14 protein-coding genes and 2 tRNA genes are annotated in these 21,865 nt (G+C 61.5%); 9 read left to right on the forward strand and 7 right to left on the reverse strand.

Translation table 11 applies throughout. From position 1 onward, the window contains the following. Positions 1-101: 101 nt before the first annotated feature. The gene (locus tag FLP30_RS07950) at positions 102-2,873 is read right to left on the reverse strand and encodes an Rne/Rng family ribonuclease (RefSeq protein ID WP_456304219.1); all 2,772 of its coding nucleotides are present in this window, start codon (positions 2,871-2,873) and stop codon (positions 102-104) included. A gap of 498 nt (positions 2,874-3,371) precedes the next feature. On the opposite strand from FLP30_RS07950, the gene FLP30_RS07955 reads away from it, so the two are divergent. Next, entirely contained in the window at positions 3,372-4,241 is an 870-nt protein-coding gene (locus FLP30_RS07955; RefSeq protein ID WP_149279342.1) for an N-acetylmuramoyl-L-alanine amidase family protein, read from the forward strand. A 75-nt stretch (positions 4,242-4,316) separates the two neighbouring features. Here the strand turns inward: FLP30_RS07955 and FLP30_RS07960 are convergent. Both FLP30_RS07960 and FLP30_RS07965 read right to left on the reverse strand, forming a co-directional pair. Then, positions 4,317-4,403 (reverse strand) — tRNA-Leu (locus FLP30_RS07960). A gap of 87 nt (positions 4,404-4,490) precedes the next feature. Beyond that, positions 4,491-4,577: transfer RNA gene (locus FLP30_RS07965), tRNA-Leu, on the reverse strand. Between the two features lie 184 nt (positions 4,578-4,761). On the opposite strand from FLP30_RS07965, the gene FLP30_RS07970 reads away from it, so the two are divergent. From FLP30_RS07970 to FLP30_RS07990, 5 genes are all read left to right on the forward strand, one after another. Next, positions 4,762-5,718 carry a complex I NDUFA9 subunit family protein gene (locus tag FLP30_RS07970; protein ID WP_149279343.1) on the forward strand — a complete coding sequence of 319 codons (957 nt, stop codon included), beginning with the start codon at positions 4,762-4,764 and terminating at the stop codon, positions 5,716-5,718. Between the two features lie 192 nt (positions 5,719-5,910). Further along, positions 5,911-7,359: an NAD(P)-dependent oxidoreductase gene (locus tag FLP30_RS07975; RefSeq protein WP_149279344.1), complete on the forward strand. Its 1,449-nt coding sequence runs from the start codon at positions 5,911-5,913 to the stop codon at positions 7,357-7,359. After that, complete coding sequence (gltB, locus tag FLP30_RS07980; protein WP_149279345.1) at positions 7,359-11,918, forward strand: glutamate synthase large subunit; 4,560 nt, start codon at positions 7,359-7,361, stop codon at positions 11,916-11,918. Before FLP30_RS07975 ends, gltB begins: the two co-directional genes overlap by 1 nt. Before the next feature lie 133 nt (positions 11,919-12,051). Next, positions 12,052-13,899, forward strand: coding sequence for a M3 family oligoendopeptidase (locus FLP30_RS07985; RefSeq protein ID WP_149279346.1), 1,848 nt, complete (start codon positions 12,052-12,054; stop codon positions 13,897-13,899). Positions 13,900-13,901: 2 nt separating this feature from the next. Further along, on the forward strand, positions 13,902-15,269 hold the full coding sequence (locus tag FLP30_RS07990; RefSeq protein WP_149279347.1) for an ABC1 kinase family protein: 1,368 nt from the start codon (positions 13,902-13,904) through the stop codon (positions 15,267-15,269). 36 nt (positions 15,270-15,305) lie between these two features. Here the strand turns inward: FLP30_RS07990 and FLP30_RS07995 are convergent, their stop codons facing one another. Continuing rightward, positions 15,306-15,890: a hypothetical protein gene (locus tag FLP30_RS07995; protein WP_246856469.1), complete on the reverse strand. Its 585-nt coding sequence runs from the start codon at positions 15,888-15,890 to the stop codon at positions 15,306-15,308. 236 nt (positions 15,891-16,126) lie between these two features. Here FLP30_RS07995 and ispH point away from each other — a divergent pair, with 236 nt between their 5' ends. Genes ispH through rnhA form a run of 3 tightly spaced genes read left to right on the forward strand, consistent with a single transcriptional unit; the run spans position 16,127 to position 18,580 of the window. Then, the gene (ispH, locus tag FLP30_RS08000) at positions 16,127-17,128 is read left to right on the forward strand and encodes a 4-hydroxy-3-methylbut-2-enyl diphosphate reductase (protein WP_149279348.1); all 1,002 of its coding nucleotides are present in this window, start codon (positions 16,127-16,129) and stop codon (positions 17,126-17,128) included. 11 nt (positions 17,129-17,139) lie between these two features. After that, entirely contained in the window at positions 17,140-18,117 is a 978-nt protein-coding gene (locus FLP30_RS08005) for a homoserine kinase (RefSeq protein WP_149279349.1), read from the forward strand. Next, entirely contained in the window at positions 18,095-18,580 is a 486-nt protein-coding gene (gene rnhA, locus FLP30_RS08010; RefSeq protein ID WP_149279350.1) for a ribonuclease HI, read from the forward strand. Before FLP30_RS08005 ends, rnhA begins: the two co-directional genes overlap by 23 nt. Before the next feature lie 157 nt (positions 18,581-18,737). On the opposite strand, the gene FLP30_RS08015 is transcribed toward rnhA, so the two are convergent. The 3 genes from FLP30_RS08015 to FLP30_RS08025 form a co-directional block, all read right to left on the reverse strand. Continuing rightward, positions 18,738-19,598 (reverse strand): OmpA family protein, encoded by an 861-nt coding sequence (locus tag FLP30_RS08015; protein WP_149279351.1) that lies wholly within the window; start codon positions 19,596-19,598, stop codon positions 18,738-18,740. 126 nt (positions 19,599-19,724) lie between these two features. After that, a complete protein-coding gene (locus FLP30_RS08020; RefSeq protein WP_149279352.1) occupies positions 19,725-20,531 on the reverse strand; it encodes an NAD kinase in 807 nt (268 codons plus the stop codon). A gap of 80 nt (positions 20,532-20,611) precedes the next feature. After that, entirely contained in the window at positions 20,612-21,808 is a 1,197-nt protein-coding gene (locus FLP30_RS08025) for a glycosyltransferase family 4 protein (protein WP_149279353.1), read from the reverse strand. Positions 21,809-21,865 lie beyond the last annotated feature (57 nt).

Below are 21,865 nucleotides of genomic sequence, written 5' to 3' on the forward strand. Positions count from 1 at the left end.
TACTGCTGATGCTCTCCTACCACACGCTGGGCAGGAAGCGAAACCGGCAGAATCACAAGAGGGCGGCATTGCTGCCGCCCTCTTGCAGGGGTTTGAGGCTCCTAGCGCGCCCACCAGCCGGTGCGGCGGCGTGCGACAGGGGGGCTGTCCTCAATCACGATAGGCTGGACAACCGGTTCAGCCGCTTCGCTTTTGACATCCTCTGCCACGTTGGCGGCAATGGTTTTATCTTCAGCGGCTGGCTTGGCAGCCTTGCGGGTTGTGCGGCGGCGTGTCGGCTTGGCCGGTTCCGCGTCTTCCACCGTCTCTGCGGCTGTGTCCTCGGCCTGTGGGGCTGTAGTGGCAGCCTTGCGGCGAGGGGCAGCGCGGCGGCGTGTCGGCTTGGCCGGTTCTGCCTCGTCTGTGGCCTCTGCAGGTGCGTCTTCGGCCTGAGCAGCCTCAGTTTCAGCCTCGTTGGCAGATTTTGCAGCAGGGGCCTTGCGGCGTGTGGTCCTGCGGCGGGGCTTGGGGGCTTCCTCCACCTCCACAACGTCGGCGGCTACCACGTTGTCCTCTTCAGCAGGGGCCTCATGCGTAGCATCTGCTTCGGTGGTGGGCTTGGTTTCCTCACGCTGGGGTGCGGAAGGAGCCTTTTTTTCCTGCGCTTCAGCCGGGGCGTTGTTATGCTGCTGCACGCCGCGTTCCAGAAGCTCGAAAATATCGTGCTCGTGGCTGAACGGATTCGCAGGGGTGGGGCCATTCCACACCGGGCGCTGCGGGGCAGGCCCTTCAGCAATTTCAACCGTCTGCTCAACGCTGTCCGCATCCGAACGGCGCACGCGGGAGTGGCGTGTCCTGCGGCGGCCGGGAACAAGGTTGCCTGTGGCTTCGGGCTGCTCATCCTGCTCTTCCACCGGAGCGGAAGAGTCGTCCTGAGGCTCGGCCGTGGTGTCGGCAGTCTGGGCAGCGGCGTTGTTCCCATTGCCACCCCGACGGCGACGGCGACGGCGACGGCGGCGCGGTTCGTCCTCATCAGCGTTGGTGGTGGGGGCAGTGGCAACGGCCTCATCCTGTTCTGCAACAGGGGCGCTGTCCTGCTCGACAGTCAGGTTGGTGTCGTCCGCGACGATCACGTTCTCTACGGGCGGCAACTGCTGCGGGATAACCCGTGCAGCCTGACGCTGTTCGATACGGACATCGGGCGGCGAAAGGGTGGAGTCCGCAGCAAACAGCACTTCCATATGGTGGCGCTGCTCGATCTGGCCCAGCCAGTCGCGCTTGTTGTTGAGGATGTAGAACGCAATATCCGCTGCCACATGGACCGTAATGGCGGATGCGCGACGGCGTGCGCCTTCCTCTTCCACTTCGCGCAGGACATGCAGGGCGGAGCTTTCCACACTGCGGGCCATGCCGGTGCCGTTGCAGTGCGGGCAGGTGATAAAGGCGGCTTCCGCGACCGAGGGACGCAGCCGCTGGCGGGACATTTCCAGCAGGCCAAAGTGCGAGATAGAGCCAATCTGGATACGGGCGCGGTCGTGGCGCAGCGCATCCTTCAGGCGGCGTTCGATCATCGCATTGTGGCGGCGGGACTCCATGTCGATGAAGTCGATGACAATCAGGCCAGCCAGATCACGCAGACGGAGCTGGCGCGCAACTTCGTCCGCAGCTTCCTGATTGGTGCGGAAGGCCGTTTCCTCAATATTACGCTGGCTTGTGGCCTTGCCTGAGTTAACGTCAATCGCGACCAGAGCTTCGGTCTGGTTGATGACCAGATACCCACCAGAGCGCAACTGCACCGTTGGGGAGAACATGGCGTCCAGATGCCCTTCCACGCGGTAGTGCGTGAACAGCGGCTGGTTGTCTTTCTGCCACAGGCGCACCTTTTCGGCGTGCTGGGGCATGAGCATACGCATGAAGTCCCGAGCGGCTTTCCAGCCACTTTCACCGTCAACGACAATTTCGCTGACTTCGCGGGTGTACACATCGCGGATGGCACGCTTGACCAGGCTAGCTTCTTCATAAATGAGGGCAGGAGCGATGGAGTTGAGCGTATGGTCGCGGATGTCGTCCCACAGATGGAGCAGATATTCGCAATCGCGCGTGATTTCTGGCCCCGGCCGCTGTGCGCCCGCTGTGCGGACAATCATGGCCATGCCGCGCGGCAGGTTGAGGCTGGAGACAATGTCGCGCAGGCGGCGACGGTCGGGAACGGAGGTAATCTTGCGTGATACCCCGCCACCCCGCAGGGCGTTGGGCATAAGCACGCAGTAACGCCCCGCCAGCGAGATATAGGTGGTCAGCGCAGCGCCTTTGTTGCCGCGTTCTTCCTTGACTACCTGCACCAGCAGCACCTGACGGCGGCGGATGACTTCCTGAATCCGGTAGTTACGCAGGAAACGGGCAATGCGCTTCTGGATCAGCGCTTCTTCACCCGTATCGGTCTCACCGCCAACATAATCGGGCGTTGCCTGTGCGGCTGCGGCGTCACCATCCTGTTCCGGAGCACTGGCATCGGGCTGTGCGTCATCGTCAGACGGGGCTGCTGCTGCAGTGTCTTCGCTGCGGTCGTCGTCTTCCTCGTCAGAGGAGCCGTCGATCAGGGCTTCCTCTTCCGCCTGAAGGGCCAGTAGCTTCTCACGGTCGGCAACCGGGATCTGGTAGTAGTCGGGGTGAATTTCGCTGAAAGCAAGGAACCCGTGCCGGTTGCCGCCATATTCAACAAAAGCAGCCTGAAGGCTCGGTTCGACCCGGATGACGCGGGCGAGATAGATGTTCCCTTTCAGCTGCTTTTTGGCAGCCGACTCAACATCGTAATCTTCAAGTCTGTTTCCATCCATCACGACCACGCGCGTTTCTTCCGCGTGTGTCGCGTCGATAAGCATCCGCTTTGACATAAAAAGAAAAACTCCGGTACGCCGGTGGCCAGCCTGCGCGGTGCGGCTGCCGGGGCGGCAGGGCACGGAGCAGGGGCGCTTCCGGCGGCGATAAAGAGGCATACATCGGGACAGGCAGGACGCATGGCCCGCCATACGCCACAGGCTTCACAACGACGCCGCTACGGTGGCCTGTGGCCTGCGGTCTGTCCGTCATGTTCTGGGCGGTCGGGCGGGTAATGGTTGCTGTCCTCTGTCTTGGGGTTTTCCTTTCCGCCATCGTGCCTGAAAGGGCGTAGTCTGGGCGACTTTCAGGTCCTGGTGGGCGGGACAAGGAAAACGTGGAATGCATGGCAGGCATTTGCGCCCACATGGCATGCCTTCCGAGCATGGCGCAAATGACGGCAGTCTGCAAGTCATTCATGTTACACGGGCGGCATGCTGGGCAGTTTTTTATGCTGTGGCGTCGGGCTTTCATGGTAAGATGATATGTCTTCGCAATACAGTAAGGGTACAGGCATGGCATGGCGCGCTGAGGGTGGCATATGGCTGCGCGACGGGGTTGTGCTGCGGCGCAGGCAGCTTGTGGCAGGTTTGGTGGCCAGTCAGTGTGTGGCAACGCCTTTGCTGGCGGCTGGTCGGGTAGCCCATAAAACCTTGCATGCCCCTGCTGTGATTGGTCAGGCCAGGCCGGAACTGCCGTTGGTCATGCTTGACCCCGGTCATGGTGGCAAAGACCCTGGGGCCATTGGCTTTTCCGGTACATATGAGAAGCATGTGGCCGAGGCCGCAGCCATGGAGCTGCGCAGGCAGTTGCTGGCAACGGGCCGTTACCGTGTGGGTATGACTCGCACGGCGGACCGTTTTGTACCGCTGGATGGTCGGGTGGAGCTTGCCCAGCAGCATCAGGCATCTTTATTTATTTCCATGCATGCGGATGCGCTCCAGAATGCCACCGTGCGCGGGGCGAGCGTGTACACGCATTCCCACGGGGCGTCGGATAGTCAGACGGCTGATCTGGCGCGGATTGAAAACAGTGCCGACCGTTTTGGTGGCCCCATGGTGCATGGTGCATCGCCCGAGGTGCAGCGGATTCTGGAAAGTCTGGTGACGGAGGAAAGCCGCAAGGGTTCGGCCCATATGGCGCGGGCGGTTGTGTCGGCTTTTCAGTCGCGGATGATCCTGCTGCCGCATCCGCACAGGCATGCGGCATTTGCAGTCCTCAAGTCAGCTCGCATCCCATCCGTGCTGGTGGAAATGGGTTTTATGTCCAACAGGCTGGATGAGGCCGCGTTGCGGCAGACCGGGCACCGCGCAATGGTCGCGGGGGCAATGTGCACAGCAGTGCAGCGTTATTTTGCATCAGCAGGGGTGGGGTTGGCAGGCTAAGGCAGAAGCCTAGCAAAGGGGTTATGCGGCAATGCCGCTAACGCCTGAACCAAACAAACATCTTGTAAGAAAAGCTGGTGCCCAGAAGAAGACTCGAACTTCCACGACCTTGCGGCCACAGGTACCTGAAACCTGCGCGTCTACCAATTCCGCCATCTGGGCACAGAGGCAACCCGGTTGTAGCCGGGGTGGTGGGTAGTCTGGAGCTTAAACAGAACACATTGCTGTGGTTGTGTAAGCTCAAAAAATTGGTGCCCAGAAGAAGACTCGAACTTCCACGACCTTGCGGCCACAGGTACCTGAAACCTGCGCGTCTACCAATTCCGCCATCTGGGCACAGAGGCAACCTGAACGTATCCAGGCTGGTGTGGGGGATTTACAGTGTGGGCAGGGTGGCGTCAACTGGCCGGACAACTTTTTTTGCAATTTTGTGTTCGGGTGTTCTCTGGCCTGCCGGGCGGGAATGAACCACAATGCTTTCAATCATATAGCCGCGCTATGGGAAGAGGGACGCTAGAGGATGGGTGACAGCAAGGTAGCCGCCGTTTTTGGCGGGAACGGGTTTATTGGTCAGTATGTGGTGCAGCAGTTGGCACTGGCGGGCTATACCGTGCGTGTGGCCAGTCGCAGGCCAGATCAAGGTGCCTTGCTGCGGCCGCTGGGGCGTTTGGGGCAGGTAGCCCCGTTCTATGCCTCGGTGCTGGATGATGCTTCGGTCGCCTGCGTGGTGCGTGGTGCGGATGTGGTGGTCAACCTTGTTGCCGTGCTGTCGCCCTCTGGTCGGCAGACCCTCAAGGCGGTGAATGTTGAGGGGGCAGGGCGTGTCGCCCGTCTGGCCGCGCAGGCCGGTGTGGGGCGCTTTATCCATATGTCGGCATTGGGGGCGTCCACCACGGCGTCCTCGGCCTATGCCCGGAGCCGTGCCGAGGGTGAGGCTCAGGTGCAGCAGTATCGGCCAGATGCCGCAATCATCCGCCCCTCGGTGGTATTCGGGCCGGAGGATAACTTCTTCAACCTTTTCGCAATGCTTGCCCGCTACCTGCCTGCGCTACCTGTCTATGGTGCGCGTACCCGGGTGCAGCCTGTTTATGCCGGGGATGTTGCGCGTGTGGTCGCGGCTCTGGCCCAGCAGGATGGCAGTGTGGCGCGTGTCTGGTCGCTCGGTGGGCCGTCGGTCATGACCATGGCGGATATTGCTACTCTTGTTTTGGAGGAAACCCGCAAGGACAAGTCGCTCTTCCACGTTCCGGGTTGGCTGGCGCGGCTTCAGGCTACGGTGCTGGAGCGTCTGCCTGGTGCCCTGCTGACGCATGACGCCCTGCGCCTGTTGGCCACGGACAATGTGTTGCCGGGTGGTGAAACCGGATTCGAATCCTTTGGCCTGACCCCGCGGACAGTCCAGTCCTGTGTGCCGTTTTATCTGGAGCGGTATAGGGCTGGGGGTGGGCGCTCCGGGATTGTTGTTGGAGAACTGTAAGTTACCGACATAAAGGTCCGAAATAGACCCTTTTTTGTGGGGGATATTATATTTTCGAGTAACGGAGCGATTAAAAAATCCAGAAAGGACAGCAATGCTGTCTTTTTATCTGGAGCAAGAAAAGGCACTTTGCCCTTCGCTAGAGTTTGAAGGGCGAGGTCTGTCTGGCGCGCCCTCTTCCGGGGATTGCGCATGACAAGCAAGATGCTGAAATTTGTCTCCGTTTCGCAGAGGCAGCCTGAAAAACGCACGGCAGACGACCGCCGTGTTGATTTTGACGAAATCTATGAAGACTTTGTGCCAGAGCAGGCTACGGAGCAGGCCAGCCGCTGCTCGCAGTGCGGTGTGCCGTTCTGCTCAGTCCATTGCCCGTTGGGAAACAACATTCCCGACTGGCTGATGCTGACCGCACAGGGCCGCCTTGAGGAAGCGTATGATATTTCCTCGGCGACCAACACCTTCCCCGAAATTTGTGGCCGTATCTGCCCGCAGGACCGCCTGTGCGAAGGCAACTGCGTGATCGAGCCGGGCTTTGAGAGCGTGACCATCGGCGCGGTTGAGCGGTACATTACCGACACGGCGTTTGAAAATGGCTGGGTCAAGCCGACCCTGCCCGTGCAGGAACGCACCCAGTCGGTCGGGATTGTGGGGGCTGGTCCTGCCGGTCTGGCTGCGGCTGAGCGGCTGCGCGCGCAGGGCTTTCAGGTCCATGTGTACGACCGTTATGACCGTGTGGGTGGGCTGCTGGTGTATGGCATCCCCGGCTTCAAGCTGGAAAAGCATATCGTGGCCCGCCGTCATGCCCTGCTGGAAGAAAGCGGGGTGGTGTTCCACCTTGGTCAGGGCATTGGCGCTGGTGCGGGCGAACTGGCGTTTGAAGACCTGCGCGCCAAGCATGATGCCGTGCTGATTGCCACAGGTGTCTATAAATCGCGCGAACTGGGTGGACCGGGCTCCGGTCTGGCCGGGATCGAGCGCGCACTGGATTACCTGACCGCGTCCAACCGTCGCTCGTTGGGTGATGAACTGCCGCCCGAGGCCAGCGCGCTGGATGCACAGGGCAAAGCCGTCGTGGTGCTGGGCGGTGGTGATACCGCCATGGACTGCGTACGCACGGCCATCCGTCAGGGTGCGGAGTCTGTCCGCTGCCTGTACCGTCGTGACAAGGCCAACATGCCCGGCTCCACGCGTGAAGTGAAAAACGCTGAAGAAGAAGGCGTGATGTTCGAGTGGCTGGCCGCGCCCGAGGCCTTCCTGGGGGACAGCCATGTGACCGGCGTGCGCGCCACGCGCATGGCTCTGGGCCTGCCCGATGCCTCTGGTCGCCAGTCGGTGGAGGCGGTGGAGGGGTCTTCCTTCACGCTCAAGGCTGACCTTGTCATCAAGGCGCTGGGGTTTGACCCAGAGCCTCTGCCCCAGCTTTGGGCGCAGCCGGGGCTGGATGTGTCACGCTGGGGCACTCTCAAGGTTGGTCATGACTCGTTCATGACATCGCTGCCTGGTGTGTTTGCTGCAGGTGACATCGTGCGTGGGGCCAGCCTTGTGGTGTGGGCTATCCGCGACGGGCGTGACGCCGCAGCCAGCATCCACCAGTGGATTGAAGACAATGTGACGGCATCCGCCATGGCGGAGCAGGGATAATGGATATGGAACAGTTTCCAAACACCGGCAGCGTTGAGAGCGGCGAAGACTTCCTGAAAGCGTGGGACGCCAACGTCACGGCGCTGGAAGGGTTGTACCACCCGGAAGACGAGCGTGATTCCTGCGGTGTAGGCCTGATCGCAACCCTGGATGGCAAGCGTCGGCGCGAAGTGGTTGAGGCGGGCATTGCCGCGCTGAAGGCCATCTGGCACCGCGGCGCGGTGGATGCCGACGGCAAGACAGGCGATGGTGCGGGGATTCATGTTGAAATCCCGCAGGCATTTTTTGCCGATGCCATTACTAAGTCAGGTGACCGCCCTAGCGATGGGCCGATTGCTGTCGGGCAGGTGTTTCTGCCCAAGACCGATTTTGTGGCGCAGGAACAGTGCCGCCAGATTATCGAAACCGAGATTCTGGCTTTCGGCTACGGCATTTATGGCTGGCGGCAGGTGCCGATCGACACCTCCTGCATTGGTGAAAAAGCCAACGCGACCCGGCCGGAAATCGAGCAGATCCTGATCCGTAACCTGCCCGGCAAGGACGAGGCCACGTTTGAGCGTGACCTGTATGTGATCCGTCGGCGGATTGAAAAGGCGGCCATTGCTGCCCAGGTGGACCTGTATATCTGCTCGCTGTCATGCCGCTCGCTGATCTACAAGGGCATGTTCCTGGCCGAACATCTGACCGTGTTTTATCCAGACCTGCTGGATGAACGCTTTGTCAGCCGCTTTGCCATTTACCATCAGCGTTATTCCACCAACACCTTCCCGACCTGGAAGCTGGCACAGCCGTTCCGCCGTCTGGCCCATAATGGTGAAATCAACACCATTTCGGGCAACATCAACTGGATGAAAAGCCACGAAACGCGGCTGTCTCACCCAGAGCTGGACCCGTGGATGGGTGACATCAAGCCGCTGGTGCAGGCTGGTGGCTCTGATACCGCAACGCTGGACAACGTGTTTGAACTGCTGACCTTCGGCGGGCGTGATGCTCCTGCCGTCAAGGCCCTGATGATTCCGGCCAGCGTGGGGGGTAATTCCTCCATGAAGCCAGAACACAAGGACATGTTCATTTACTGCAACGCTGTTATGGAACCGTGGGACGGCCCCGCAGCTCTGTGCGCCACCGATGGTCGCTGGGTTGTGGCTGGGTTGGACCGTTCCGGCCTGCGGCCGCTGCGCTACACCATCACGACCGATAATCTGCTGATCGTGGGCTCCGAAACCGGCATGGTCCGGGTGCCTGAAAGTGCCGTTCTCAGCCGTGGGCGCCTTGGCCCGGGCGAAATGCTGGGCGTGGATCTGGATGATGCCAAGCTGTACGGCAACACGGAACTGCTGGACATTCTGTCTGCCCGGCAGGATTTTTCCGACTGGATCAAGCGCACCCACAAGATCGGACAGCTTGTCCGTTCCGATGTGACAGAACCTGTCCTGTATACGGGTGAGGAACTGCGCCGCCGCCAGCTCACGGTTGGCACCACGCTGGAAGAACTGGAAGCGATCCTTCACCCGATGGTGGAACACGCCAGCGAAGCCGTGGGGTCGATGGGGGATGATACACCGCTGGCGGTGCTGTCGTCGCGCTATCGTGGGCTGTCGCATTACTTCCGCCAGATGTTCAGCCAGGTGACCAACCCGCCCATCGACTCCTTGCGTGAATCGCGGGTGATGAGCCTGGCCACCCGTCTTGGCAACCTTGGCAACATTCTCGACCAGTCGGCCGACCAGTGCGACATGCTGCAACTGCCCAGCCCGGTGCTGACATCGGGTGAGTATGAGGCCCTGCGGGGTTTCTGCGGGGCATCGGGCTGCGTGATCGACTGCACCTTCCCCGCGCGGGAAGGGGAGGCCGGGCTGCGTGAAGCCATTGCCCGCATCCGGCGTGAAGCCGAAGACGGCGTGCGGGGTGGCTGCACCCATGTGTTCCTGACGGACGAGGGACAGTCCGCCGACCGGGCCGCCATTCCGATGATCCTGGCCACCGGCGCGGTCCATACGCATCTGGTGCGGACATCGCTGCGTACGTTCACATCGCTGAACGTGCGCACGTCCACTGCGCTGGATGTACATGCCATTGCTGTCACCATTGGCGTGGGTGCGACAACAGTTAACCCCTATCTGGCGCAGGAAAGCATTGCAGACCGGCATCGTCGGGGGCTGTTTGGCAACCGCAGCCTGCGTGAATGCATGGAGCGTTACCGCAAGGCGGTGGACAAGGGGCTGCTCAAGGTCATGTCCAAGATGGGTATTTCCATCGTGGCGTCCTATCGTGGTGGCTGCAACTTTGAGGCCATTGGCCTGTCACGCGCACTCACGGCTGAGTTTTTCCCCGGTATGCCGTCGCGTATTTCGGGCATTGGTCTGTCGGGCATTGCCAGCAAGGTGCTGGGCCTGCATGCCAGCGCCTGGGGTGGTGCGGCTGCTACGCTGGCTCTGCCAGTGGGTGGGCTGTACAAGCTGCGCCGCAGTGGGGAGCAGCATGCATTTGATGGTACGCTGATCCACATGCTGCAAACAGCCGTGGCGACAGACAACTTTACCATCTACCGCCGTTATGCCGATGCCGTGCGGGCTCAGCCCCCCGTGGCCCTGCGTGACCTGCTGGACTTCCGTGAAGGGCGCATGCCCATCCCGGTGGAGGAGGTTGAAAGCATTACGCAACTGCGTAAGCGCCTGATCTCCCCGGCGATTTCGCTTGGGGCGCTCAGCCCCGAAGCGCATGAAACGCTGTCCATTGCGATGAACCGGATCGGGGCAAAGTCCGACTCTGGTGAGGGTGGGGAAGACCCGGCCCGTGCCAAGCCGCGCCCCAATGGGGACAATGCCTCCTCGGCCATCAAACAGGTGGCATCGGGCCGCTTTGGTGTGACCGCGCAGTATCTGAACGACTGCCGGGAACTGGAAATCAAGGTTGCGCAGGGTGCCAAGCCGGGTGAGGGCGGGCAGCTTCCGGGCTTCAAGGTGACGGAGCTGATTGCCAAGCTGCGCCATGCCACACCGGGTGTGACGCTGATCTCCCCGCCGCCGCACCATGACATCTATTCCATCGAAGATCTGGCCCAGCTCATTTATGACCTGAAGCAGATCAACCCGGATGCCACGGTGACAGTCAAGCTGGTGGCCCGCTCGGGTATTGGCACCATCGCCGCAGGCGTGGCCAAGGCCAAGGCGGATGCCATTCTGATTTCCGGCCATTGTGGTGGCACCGGGGCCAGCCCAGTCAGTTCCATCAAATACGCGGGTCTGCCGTGGGAAATGGGGCTGGCGGAAACGCATCAGGTGCTCATGCTCAACCGTCTGCGCCACCGTGTCCGCCTGCGGGCCGATGGTGGCATCAAGACCGGGCGTGACGTGGTGATTGCGGCCATGCTGGGGGCGGAAGAGTTTGGTATTGGCACAGCCAGCCTTGTCGCCATGGGCTGCATCATGGTGCGCCAGTGCCACTCCAACACCTGCCCTGTGGGTGTGTGTTCGCAGGACCCGGCCATGCGGGCCAAGTTTGAGGGCACGCCTGAGAAGGTTATCAACCTGTTCTCCTTCATCGCGGAGGACGTGCGGAATATCCTGGCCTCGCTGGGCTTCCGTACGCTGAACGAGGTTATCGGCCGCACGGATCTGCTGCGGCAGGTTTCCCGTGGAACAGACGATCTGGACGATCTGGACCTGAACTCCCTTCTGTCTCAGGCTGATCCGGGGCCGTTTGCCCGCCATTGCACCCTTGAAGGGCGTAATGAAGTACCCGACACGCTGGACGCACAGATGATCGGTGATGCCCGGCCGCTGTTTGAACATGGTGAGAAAATGCAGCTCCACTACAATGTGGAGAACACTCAGCGCGCCATTGGCACGCGCATTTCCTCCATGATCGTGCGGCAGTTTGGCATGCGCACACTGGCTCCTGGCCACCTGACCGTGCGGCTGCGTGGGTCAGCCGGGCAGTCCCTTGGGGCATTTGCCGTGCAGGGGCTGAAGCTGGAAGTGCTGGGTGACGCCAACGACTACGTGGGCAAGGGCCTGTCTGGGGCAACCATTACGGTCCGCCCGGCACCGTCCTCCACACTGGTGTCGCAGCAGAACGCCATTATCGGCAACACCGTGCTGTATGGTGCCACGGCGGGCGAACTGTTTGCCGCAGGGCAGGCGGGTGAGCGTTTTGCCGTGCGTAACTCTGGCGCGGTGGCGGTGATTGAGGGCTGTGGCTCCAACGCGTGCGAATACATGACCGGCGGTACCGTTGTGGTGCTGGGCGAGGTTGGTGACAACTTTGGCGCAGGCTTTACCGGCGGCATGGCATTTGTGCTGGATGAAACCAACAGCTTTGAAGACCGCATCAACCCCGAAGCCCTGATCTGGACCCGGGTGACGGAGCCGGAATGGGCCAGCAGCCTGCGGCGTCTGGTTGAACGGCATGTGGAGGAAACAGGGTCGGCCTATGCCGCAACCCTCCTGCACAAGTGGGACGAATACCTGCCCATGTTCTGGCAGATTGTCCCGCGTGACTATGCCAAGATCATCGGCTTCAGCGTGCCTGAGGCGGAGCTTGAGCGCAGCGCCTGATACAGCGTTTACGGCTTTATCAGCACGCCGGACGGGCGGAGGTGGCAACACCTCCGCCCGTTCTGCTTTTTGGGGGCAAGCCCTGCGCGTACGTGCTCTCGCATCCGTCGGGTTTGCACGTTACAGTGGCCTTATGAAACAGAGCAGCCTTTCCCCCCGTATCCTGCACGCTGGCGTGTGCGCCGCGCAGGAAACCTCGTCCACCGCCCCGGCGGCACATGCGGGCAAGGCCCTGCCGCGCTGGGACCTGTCAGCCCTGTACGCCGGTATGGACGACCCCGCCCTTGGGGCAGACCTGGCGGAAGCCACGCGCCAGGCGCAGGCGTTTGCCAGCCAGTATCAAGGCAAGCTTGCAGCCCTGAGCGGCCCGGAACTGGCACAGGCTCTGGCGCAGTTTGAAGGGATTGAGGAAAAACTGGGCCGGGCAGGCTCTTACGCCTCGCTCCTGTTTGCCGCGGATTCGTCCGATGCCGCAGTCAGTCGTTTCAGCCAGTCGATTAATGAGCAACTGACAACCATTTCAGCCGACCTGCTGTTCTTTTCCCTCGAACTCAACCGGCTGGATGATGACAGCCTTGAAGACAGGCTGAAAAGCCCGGACTTGCAGCGCTGGCAGCCTTATCTGCGGGACGTGCGGATGTACCGCCCCCACCAGCTTGCGGATGAGGTGGAAAAGGTTCTGCTGGAAAAATCCGTGACCGGGGCCCAGGCATGGTGCCGCCTGTTTGATGAGACCATAGCCAGCCTGCGTGTAACGGTGGATGGGCAGGAGATGACGGTGGGTGAGGCGCTTAACCGCCTTTCCGATAGTGACCGTGGGGTGCGTGAGCGCGCAGGTCAGGCCGTGGGTGGGGTGTTTGCCGACAAGCTGCGCCTGTTCTCGCTCATCACCAACACTCTGGCCAAGGACAAGTCCATTGCGGATGGGCTGCGGCATTACCCCCGTCCGACCTCGGCCCGCAACCTGTCCAATATGGTTGAAGACGAGGTGGTGGATGCGCTTGTCTCTGCCGTCAAAGCCGATTACCCCCGGCTGTCCCATCGCTATTATAGCCTCAAGGCCAAATGGATGGGGCTGGAAAAGCTGGAGCACTGGGACCGTAACGCCCCGCTGCCCGGCGGGGATGACCGCGAAATCCCGTGGGAAGAAGCCAAGGCCATTGTGCAAAAGGCGTATGACGGTTTTGACCCGCGTGTGGGCAAGGTGATCGAGACCTTCCTGACCAACCCGTGGATTGATGTGCCGCCCGCTCCCGGCAAGTCACCCGGTGCGTTTGCCCACCCGACGGTGCCATCGGCCCACCCGTATATCCTGCTCAATTACCATGGCCGTATTCGGGATGTGATGACGCTTGCGCATGAGCTGGGGCATGGGGTGCATCAGGTTCTGGCGGCACGGCAGGGCTATTTTATGTCCGACACTCCCCTGACCCTGGCTGAAACCGCCAGCGTGTTTGGGGAGATGCTGACATTCCAGTCCCTTCTGGATGCTGAAAAAGACCCCGCCCGCCGTCGTCTGCTCCTGGCAGGCAAGGTGGAAGACATGCTCAACACCGTTGTGCGGCAGGTGGCGTTTTACGACTTTGAAACCAGAGTCCATGACGAGCGCCGCACCGGTGAACTGCTGCCCGAACGGATTGGTGAAATCTGGCGCGATGTGCAGACCGAAAGCCTGGGCCCGGCCTTTAACTTTACGCCGGATTACGATGTGTTCTGGGCGTATATTCCGCACTTCATCCATTCGCCGTTCTATGTGTACGCCTATGCGTTTGGGGACTGCCTGGTGAATGCGCTCTATCGTGTGTTCAGCGAGGGTGCACCCGGTTTTCAGGACAAATACGTTGCCATGCTGGAGGCCGGGGGCACCCTGCGCCACAAGGAACTGTTGGCTCCCTTCGGGCTTGATGCGTCTGACCCTGCCTTCTGGCGCAAGGGGCTGGATGTCATTTCCGGATTTATTGACGAACTGGAACAGGGCTGAGCATGGCGCGCGATCTCGACAATACCGGCTTTTTTGGAGAATTCCGGCGCATGGTGCAGACCACGGGTACCGTGGGGGGCATTGCCGCGCGTCTGGCCGGGCACAAAATGGGCGTTTTTACAGGCGGGGCAGGTCATGCGGAGGACCTGAAGTCCGTTCTGGGGGGGCTGAAAGGCCCCTTGATGAAGGCCGCACAGCTTCTGGCCACCATTCCTGGTGCGTTGCCTGAAGAATATGCCGAAGAACTGGCCCAGTTGCAGTCCAACGCTCCCCCGATGGGGTGGAACTTTGTGCGCAGGCGCATGACGGCGGAGCTTGGGCCGGGGTGGGAAAAGAATTTCCGCTCTTTCGGGCGCGATGCCGCGGCTGCGGCCAGCCTGGGGCAGGTGCATCAGGCCATTCTTAACGACGGGCGACGGGTGGCGTGCAAGTTGCAGTACCCCGACATGACCGCTGCGGTCGAGGCCGATCTGCGCCAGTTCCGTATGGCCATTGGGGTTTACCACAAGCTGGACAACGCCATCCGACAGGATGACGTGGTGGAGGAACTGGCCGAACGCCTGCGGGAGGAACTGGACTACCGGCGCGAGGCCGCCAATATGCGCCTGTACCGGGCTGCGCTGGCAGCCTGCCCGGAGGTTACTGTGCCCCGCCCTGTAGATGAACTCAGCACCCGGCGGCTGTTGACAATGGAGTGGGTGAACGGGCGCAACCTCAACACCGCCCTGCGCGACGGGCTGGATGATGAGCAGAAAAAAGCCATTGCCCGCGCATTGTTCCGGGGTTGGTACGTGCCGCTCTATCACTACGGTGTTGTGCATGGTGACCCGCACATGGGCAACTTTACCCTGCGGGATGATGGCGGCCTGAACCTGCTGGATTTTGGTGCGATCCGTATTTTCAGTCCGTCGTTCATCAAAGGGAATATCGACCTGTACAAAGCCCTGCGCGCCGGGGATGTGGATAGTGCTGCGGAAGCCTACAAGGCATGGGGTTTCCGGGATCTGACGCGGGAGAAGGTGGTTGTCCTGAATGAATGGGCAGGCCTGCTGTTTGCCCCGCTGATGGACGACCGCGAACGCTATATTCAGGAAGACAACGACCCGGCCCATGGGCGCGAGGTGCTCAGCCGTGTGCATGATGGCCTGCAAAAGGCCGGTGGCGTACGCCTGCCGCGTGAGTTTGTGCTGGTTGACCGCTCGGCCATCGGGCTGGGGTCTGTGTTCATGCGTCTGAAAGTGAAGATGAACTGGTGCAAACTGTTCCACGAAATTGTGGAGGAGTTTGACGAGCACGCATTGGCCGAACGTCAGAAGGCAGTGGTCGAGGCCGCATCCTTTCCGCCTGATGCCCAGCCCGCACAGGGCTGAGGCATTCAGGCGGCGCACACCACCCCCAAGCGCTTGTCAGTAAGCGCGATAGGTGGCGGTGTGCATGTGCTGGCGGTTGTAGTCGAACTGGTCTTTGTTGAGCTGAAAGCCCACTTCAAAGCTGTAGCCCGGGTCCACGCTCTTGGGGGCAATGGGCAGGTCCACAATGGCCACCTTGGTGCCGGTCTGGAAGGTGGAGAAGGTTGCCGGGAATGTGACCGAGTGGTGGAAGACGTGCTTGTTGACGATCTTGTCGCCATGCATCACCACAATAAACCACGGCAGGCTGATTTTTTCTTCCGTTGCCGCGGGGCCACGCTCGACTGCCAGACGCAGCACGATTCGGGTTTTCAGGTTTTTCTCACCACCGGGCAGGCAGTCGCCCTGGAGCCTGACAATGCTGGCATGAACCACCATGTCCCGGAAGGTGGTGCCCTTGCCGTTATACAGGGTGTAATCTGCGGCTTCTGGCGGAATATGCGTAATGGGGCAGGCCGGGGCAAAGCTGTCATAAGCCTGATTGGTGCAGCCGGTCAGGGCTGTCATCAGGCCCAGCGCCCCAGCACCAGACAGGGCAATACGGGGGATCAGGCGGTGCAGGCGCGCGGTATCATGTGACATGGAAAAGTCCGGCATTAGGGGTAGGACAGGGGGTGGCAGCGTGTGTAAAGCCATGGCGTATGCGGCCAGGCAGGTCTTTCAGGGCCCTGATGCTGCAAAACGGGTTGCATCGTGTGCGTCCTTTGCGTAGGCCACAACTGCCGCACCTTAACGGGTTCCGGGCATAGCCTGTTTTCAATATGCTTCTTCATAGCCAGTTTTCTTCTATACAGCCCGCTGCTTCTTTGGGGAACACCATGCCCGATCAAACTCAAACCACTGTCACGACCCAGGACGCAGGCGCGTCTCAGGGCAGGTCTCTCAAGGTTCTTCTGGCGGGCCCGCGCGGCTTCTGCGCTGGTGTGGACCGTGCCATCCGTGTTGTGGAAGAGGCAATCCGCCGCTATGGCGCGCCTGTCTACGTCCGGCATGAGATTGTCCATAACCGCACGGTTGTGGAGGAACTGGAAGCCCAGGGCGCCATTTTTGTCGAGGAACTGGACGAAGTGCCAGAAGATGGCCACGTCGTGTTCTCGGCCCATGGTGTGCCCAAGACCGTGCCGGTGGAAGCCGAACGCCGCAGCCTGCTGTATCTGGATGCAACCTGCCCGCTGGTGTCCAAAGTGCACCGCGAGGCCGAGCGCCACTACGCAGCCGGTGGGCCGGAGAGCCGGCACATCCTCATGATCGGTCATGCAGGCCATCCCGAGGTTGTGGGCACCATGGGCCAGTTGCCGCCCGGTGCCATGACCCTGATCAACGATGCGGAGGAAGCCCGCACCGTACAGCCCGAAGACCCCACGCGGCTTGCCTTTATCACCCAGACCACGCTGTCGGTGGATGATACGGCCGAGATTGTGGACATCCTGCGTTCGCGCTTCCCCCTGATCGAAGGGCCAAAGCGCGAGGATATCTGCTACGCCACCACCAACCGGCAGGAAGCGGTCAAGGCCATTGCGCCTGAGTGTGATCTGGTGATTGTGATTGGTTCGCCCAATTCTTCCAACTCCCAGCGGCTGCGGGAAGTGGCTGAGCGCTCTGGTGCCTCGCGCGCGCTGCTGGTGCCGCGGCTGGATGCGCTGGACTGGTCCGTGCTGGAAGGCGTGAGCACCCTGGGGATTACCGCCGGTGCCTCTGCCCCCGAAGCACTGGTGCAGGAAATGCTGGCGGAAATGGCCAAGCGCTACACGCTGGGTATTGAAGAGCGGATTGTGAAGGAAGAAAACGTCACATTCCGCCTGCCAGCACCTTTGGGCTGACGAGTGAGGCCATGGCCGTTTACACGGAGATCAGTGACGAAGCGCTGAGCGGATTTCTTGAAAGTTTTGATATCGGTACGCTTGTGTCATTCCGTGGCATTGCGGAAGGGGTCGAAAACAGCAATTTCCAGCTTCGTACATCCACGGGTGACTTTATTCTCACCCTGTATGAAAAACGGGTGAATGTTCAGGAACTACCTTGGTTCCTGGGCTTCATGCAGCATCTGGCCAGCCAGGGGGTCACATGCCCCCAGCCCGTAGCGGACAGGCAGGGCCAGACACTGCGCACGCTGGCTGATCGCCCGGCGGCTATTACGACGTTTTTGCCCGGTGTATGGCCGCGTGAGGTCAGGCTGGAGCATTGCCGCCCGCTGGGTCGCGCCCTGGCGCAACTGCATCTGGCTGGCCAAAGCTACACGCAGGAACGCGCCAACAGCCTTGGCCCACAGGCCTGGGGCCCCTTGCTGGCCGCCTGCCAGCAGGAGCGGGTGGAAGCTGTGCAGCCCGGATTGCAGGCGGAACTGGCAGCAGCTCTGGCGCATATTGTGCCTGCCTGGCCGGGGCATGAGGGCAATGCCGCACTGCCACGCGGGCAGATCCATGCCGATTTGTTCCCCGATAACGTGTTCTTCCTCGACCATGAATTGTCGGGGCTGATCGACTTCTATTTCGCCTGCACGGATTTTCTGGCTTACGACATTGCCATCTGCCTCAATGCCTGGTGCTTTGATGCCGATGGCACGTTTAATGCCGAGTTCTCTCGCCATCTTGTGCAGGGGTATGAGGATGTCCGGCCTTTGACGGAGGCCGAGCGCCACGCCATGCCGGTATTGGCCCAGGGTGCCGCCATGCGCTTTTTGCTGACCCGGCTGTATGACTGGATCAACACCCCGGCCGGGGCTTTGGTGACCCCCAAAAACCCGCTCGAATATTTGCCGCGTCTGCGCTTTCATTGCGCTGTGGAGGATGGCCGTGGTTACGGATTCTGATAGCCAGAGTGACGACCAGACACGTGCTGTCGTTGATATCTGGACCGATGGGGGCTGCAAGCCCAACCCTGGCCCCGGTGGCTGGGGGGTGCTGCTACGCTGCAAGGGCAAGGAGCGAGAACTCTCCGGTGGGGAGGAAGCCACCACCAACAATCGTATGGAACTGACAGCAGCGGCAGAAGCGCTGGAAGCTCTGACACGCCCCTGCACAGTCAGCCTTTATACCGACAGTGAGTATGTGCGTAACGGTATTACGCGCTGGCATACAGGCTGGGTGCGCCGGAACTGGCGGAATGCTGCGGGTGACCCGGTGGCCAATATGGACTTGTGGCGCAGGCTGCTGGATGCCGCCAAACGGCATGAGGTGTCATGGCATTGGGTCAAGGGCCATTCCGGCGTGCCGGAAAACGAACGTGTTGACGAGTTGGCAACACAGGCCCGGATCAGGATTGAACAGGCCTGAGTGGGTCGGCCCCGGTTAGTCTGGGGAGCATACACAGACGTGCGAGGCTTATGACAGGCCGGGATGGGAGATACTCTTCCATTCCGGCCTGTTTGCTTATGGCCCGTTGTTCCCTCAGGTTATGCCCAGACGTGAAGGTGATTGTGCCGCCCTGATCTCAGGGTGCCGGGCTGTCGGACTGGTAAATGTCGATATGATCTTGCGGGACATCGGTTGTACCGCCCGCTTTGGGGATGCCCACAACACGCAGGTAAATACGGGTGGAGGGGATGCCCCCGTTCATCAACACACTGCGTGCCGCCAGACCACGCGCCAGCGCCATGCGCCGGGGCAGGGAAGGATCTTCCGCATCGCCAGAGCTATAGGCGTCGATCATGGCGCGGGCATGGGGTTTGGAGGCAAGAGCCTGCCCGAAGCTGAGAATGGCCTGATGTGTTTCCGGGTTCAGCGCATCGGAACCGGGGGCGAATGTCAGGCGCACACCGCCCGCTATGGTGCTGACCGTACCAACTGCATTCAGGGTCACAGCGGGCTGTGGCGGCACGGGGAAAGAATGTGTCTCTACATCGGAGGGAACGGGTGTCAGCTCAGGCACCGGGGGGGGGGCTGACGGCAGAGTAGCCGAAGGCGCTTTGTGGGCCGGTGTTTTGGCTTGTGCCTCAGCCTTGGGCGCGCCATCCACAGGTGCAGGTGCAGGTGCAGGTGCAGGTGCAGGTGCAGGTGCAGGTGCAGGTGCAGGTGCAGGTGCAGGTGCTGCAGGGCGCGGTGTGTTGGGTGTGGCCGTCGGTTTAGGGGTGCTGTGCTGGGTGTGGCGGCGTGGGGCCGGGGCCGGTTTGCTGTCCTCGACACTGCTGTCTGGTGTGTCCGCTGCCGGGGCAGGCGTGCTGGGGGCGGCATCACCCAGGCTGCTCAGAGCCTGACTGTCCGTGACAACCTGCGCCCGTGCCACTGCGATCGAGAACACGGAGACCACACATAGCAGGGAGGCCCGGCGGGAGAGGGAGGAGATTTTGTACATCGCGCTCAGACTAACTCAGAAAGGGCAGGGGGTGGAATGGGCAAAACCTGTCTTATATCGGGTGCTGCCCGCCCGCAGGCCATGGCAGGAGGCTGGGACAGAGAACCACGACGGAGCGACCACCTGTTACGCGCAGAACTGCTCGGTCACGATACGGTCGGACAGGGTCTGTCCGGGGTCAAACAGCACGGTCACGCTCAGATTCCGGTCCTCGCAGACTTCAACACGGGTAATGTCGCGCAGTTCAACAGAATCGGCCACAGCGGCTACGGGGCGTTTTTCATGCTCCAGCACGGTAAATGTGACATGCGCGTTTGATGGCAGCAGTGCTCCCCGCCAGCGGCGGGGCCGGAAGGGGCAGATGGGGGTTAGGGGCAGCAGGTTGCCCGAAAGCGGCACAATCGGGCCGTGGGCTGACAGGTTATAGGCTGTTGACCCGGCAGGCGTGGCCAGCAGGGCACCGTCACAGATCAGTTCCTCAAGGCGTACGTAGCCGTCCACATCAATCCGCAGTTTGGCTGCCTGCCGGGTCTGGCGGAACAGATAGACATCGTTGAGGGCCAGGGCCTCGCAGGTTTCCCCGTGGATGGAGGTCGCCTTCATGCGCAGCGGGTGCAGGGTTGCGGCCTGGGCCTGACTCAGGCGTTCGGGCAGGTTGGCCTCGTCCGTCGGGTTCATCAAAAAGCCGACCGAGCCGCAATTCATGCCATAAACCGGCGTGTGCAGCTCCCGCACAAGGACATCGCGCAGGGTTTCCAGCATGGAGCCGTCCCCACCCAGACAAACGATAACATCAGCCTCTTCCATCGGGTGGTCACCATAACGGGCGACAAGCCGGTCGCGTTCTACACACGCCGCAGGCGTGCTGGCGGCGGTAAAGGCAAGGCGACTGGGGGGCTGGCGGGAAAGAGGTGCTGGCGGGGCGGGGGTCATGCTGGTGGCCTGTATCAGCCCGGAATGGTGTGCCGGAGGGGTGGGGCAGAGTGTGCAGGGTAAGCGTGACCTCGCAATGGTCAAGGGGCAGGGTGGGCTGCAAACTGTTGGGCCATGGGTGTGTGCAGCAGTTCATCATACACTGCCAGGGTGGCGTGCTGCATGGTCCAGGTCGTATAATGGGCCAGCACCATCTGTCGTGCTGCTGTTGCCATGTCCAGTAGCCAGCCGGACGGAGCTGTCAGGATGCGGGCCATGGCCGAGGCCAGGGCTGAGGCATCTCCCGGAGGGATGCTCAGTCCGGTTACGCCGTCCTCAACAGTTTCGGTCGCAGCGCCATGGCGGGCAACAATGACGGGCCTGCACATGGCCTGCGCTTCCACAACGACACGCCCAAAGGGTTCAGGTTTAAGGGACGGTGCCAGCACCATGGCTGACAGTGCCAGGGCTGCGGGCATGTCGTCACAATGGCCTGCAAAATGCAGCCGTTCCTTTATGCCGGATCGGGCGGCCTGTTCCTGCAATTCCCGCGCATAGCGTCCATCACCCGCGGCGGAGCCGACAAAAACGCACCGCCAGTCCAGTTGTGGGTGCGTGGTGGCAAGCTGTTGCAGGGCCTGGAGCACAAGGCTCTGCCCTTTCCAGGCAGTCAGCCTGCCGGGCATGAGGATAACCGGGGATTCGGAGGGCAGGTTCCATTTTTCGGCCAGATGATGCACCCGTTGGCCTGTTATGGCTTCAGGGCTGAACTGGGTGATATCCGCCCCACGGGGGATCAGGCGCAGGCGGTCGGTGCCCACGTCGTAGTCTTCTACCAGCCGTTGGGCGATGGAGCGGCTGATGGCGATCACCCGGTCTCCACTAGCCAGCACGGCATTGTAAAGCGCTTTGCCGGGGAAATTGTTGGCATGCACACCATGCCAGGTCGTGACAAAGGGGGTGCCACTGGCCCGGCATGCCAGCCGTGCAACCCAGGCAGGCGCGCGGGACCGTGCATGCACAAGGCTGACCTGCCGGTCATGCAGAATATGGCGTAGGGCGCGTATATTGCCCGGCAGGTGGGCCGGGTTGCGGCTGCCAATGCGGGGCAGGGTTATATGCTCTGCCCCGACATGGCGCAGATGGGCCTCCAGCCGACCGCCGCTGCTGACCACCAGGGCGCGGCCCCCTGCGCGGGTTATGGCATCGGCTATTTCCAGTGTGCCCCGCTCAATCCCGCCCTGGTTCAGGGCTGGAAGAATCTGAAGGATGGTAGGCGGGGCGGGGGTAGTGTTCATGCCCTGTAGGTATCATGCTTTGCGGCTTGCGGGCCACAGGGGGGGCAGGGTGGAGGT

The organism is Acetobacter vaccinii (genome assembly GCF_008365315.1).
GTDB classification, from domain to species: Bacteria; Pseudomonadota; Alphaproteobacteria; order Acetobacterales; family Acetobacteraceae; genus Acetobacter; species Acetobacter vaccinii.

Bases quoted from the DNA above. Each gene is read 5' to 3' on its own strand.
- FLP30_RS07950 (WP_456304219.1), bottom strand. From the start codon at position 2,873: ATGTCAAAGCGGATGCTTATCGACGCGACACACGCGGAAGAAACGCGC.
- FLP30_RS07955 (WP_149279342.1), top strand. From the start codon at position 3,372: ATGGCATGGCGCGCTGAGGGTGGCATATGGCTGCGCGACGGGGTTGTG.
- FLP30_RS07970 (WP_149279343.1), top strand. From the start codon at position 4,762: ATGGGTGACAGCAAGGTAGCCGCCGTTTTTGGCGGGAACGGGTTTATT.
- FLP30_RS07975 (WP_149279344.1), top strand. From the start codon at position 5,911: ATGACAAGCAAGATGCTGAAATTTGTCTCCGTTTCGCAGAGGCAGCCT.
- gltB (WP_149279345.1), top strand. From the start codon at position 7,359: ATGGATATGGAACAGTTTCCAAACACCGGCAGCGTTGAGAGCGGCGAA.
- FLP30_RS07985 (WP_149279346.1), top strand. From the start codon at position 12,052: ATGAAACAGAGCAGCCTTTCCCCCCGTATCCTGCACGCTGGCGTGTGC.
- FLP30_RS07990 (WP_149279347.1), top strand. From the start codon at position 13,902: ATGGCGCGCGATCTCGACAATACCGGCTTTTTTGGAGAATTCCGGCGC.
- FLP30_RS07995 (WP_246856469.1), bottom strand. From the start codon at position 15,890: ATGTCACATGATACCGCGCGCCTGCACCGCCTGATCCCCCGTATTGCC.
- ispH (WP_149279348.1), top strand. From the start codon at position 16,127: ATGCCCGATCAAACTCAAACCACTGTCACGACCCAGGACGCAGGCGCG.
- FLP30_RS08005 (WP_149279349.1), top strand. From the start codon at position 17,140: ATGGCCGTTTACACGGAGATCAGTGACGAAGCGCTGAGCGGATTTCTT.
- rnhA (WP_149279350.1), top strand. From the start codon at position 18,095: ATGGCCGTGGTTACGGATTCTGATAGCCAGAGTGACGACCAGACACGT.
- FLP30_RS08015 (WP_149279351.1), bottom strand. From the start codon at position 19,598: ATGTACAAAATCTCCTCCCTCTCCCGCCGGGCCTCCCTGCTATGTGTG.
- FLP30_RS08020 (WP_149279352.1), bottom strand. From the start codon at position 20,531: ATGACCCCCGCCCCGCCAGCACCTCTTTCCCGCCAGCCCCCCAGTCGC.
- FLP30_RS08025 (WP_149279353.1), bottom strand. From the start codon at position 21,808: ATGAACACTACCCCCGCCCCGCCTACCATCCTTCAGATTCTTCCAGCC.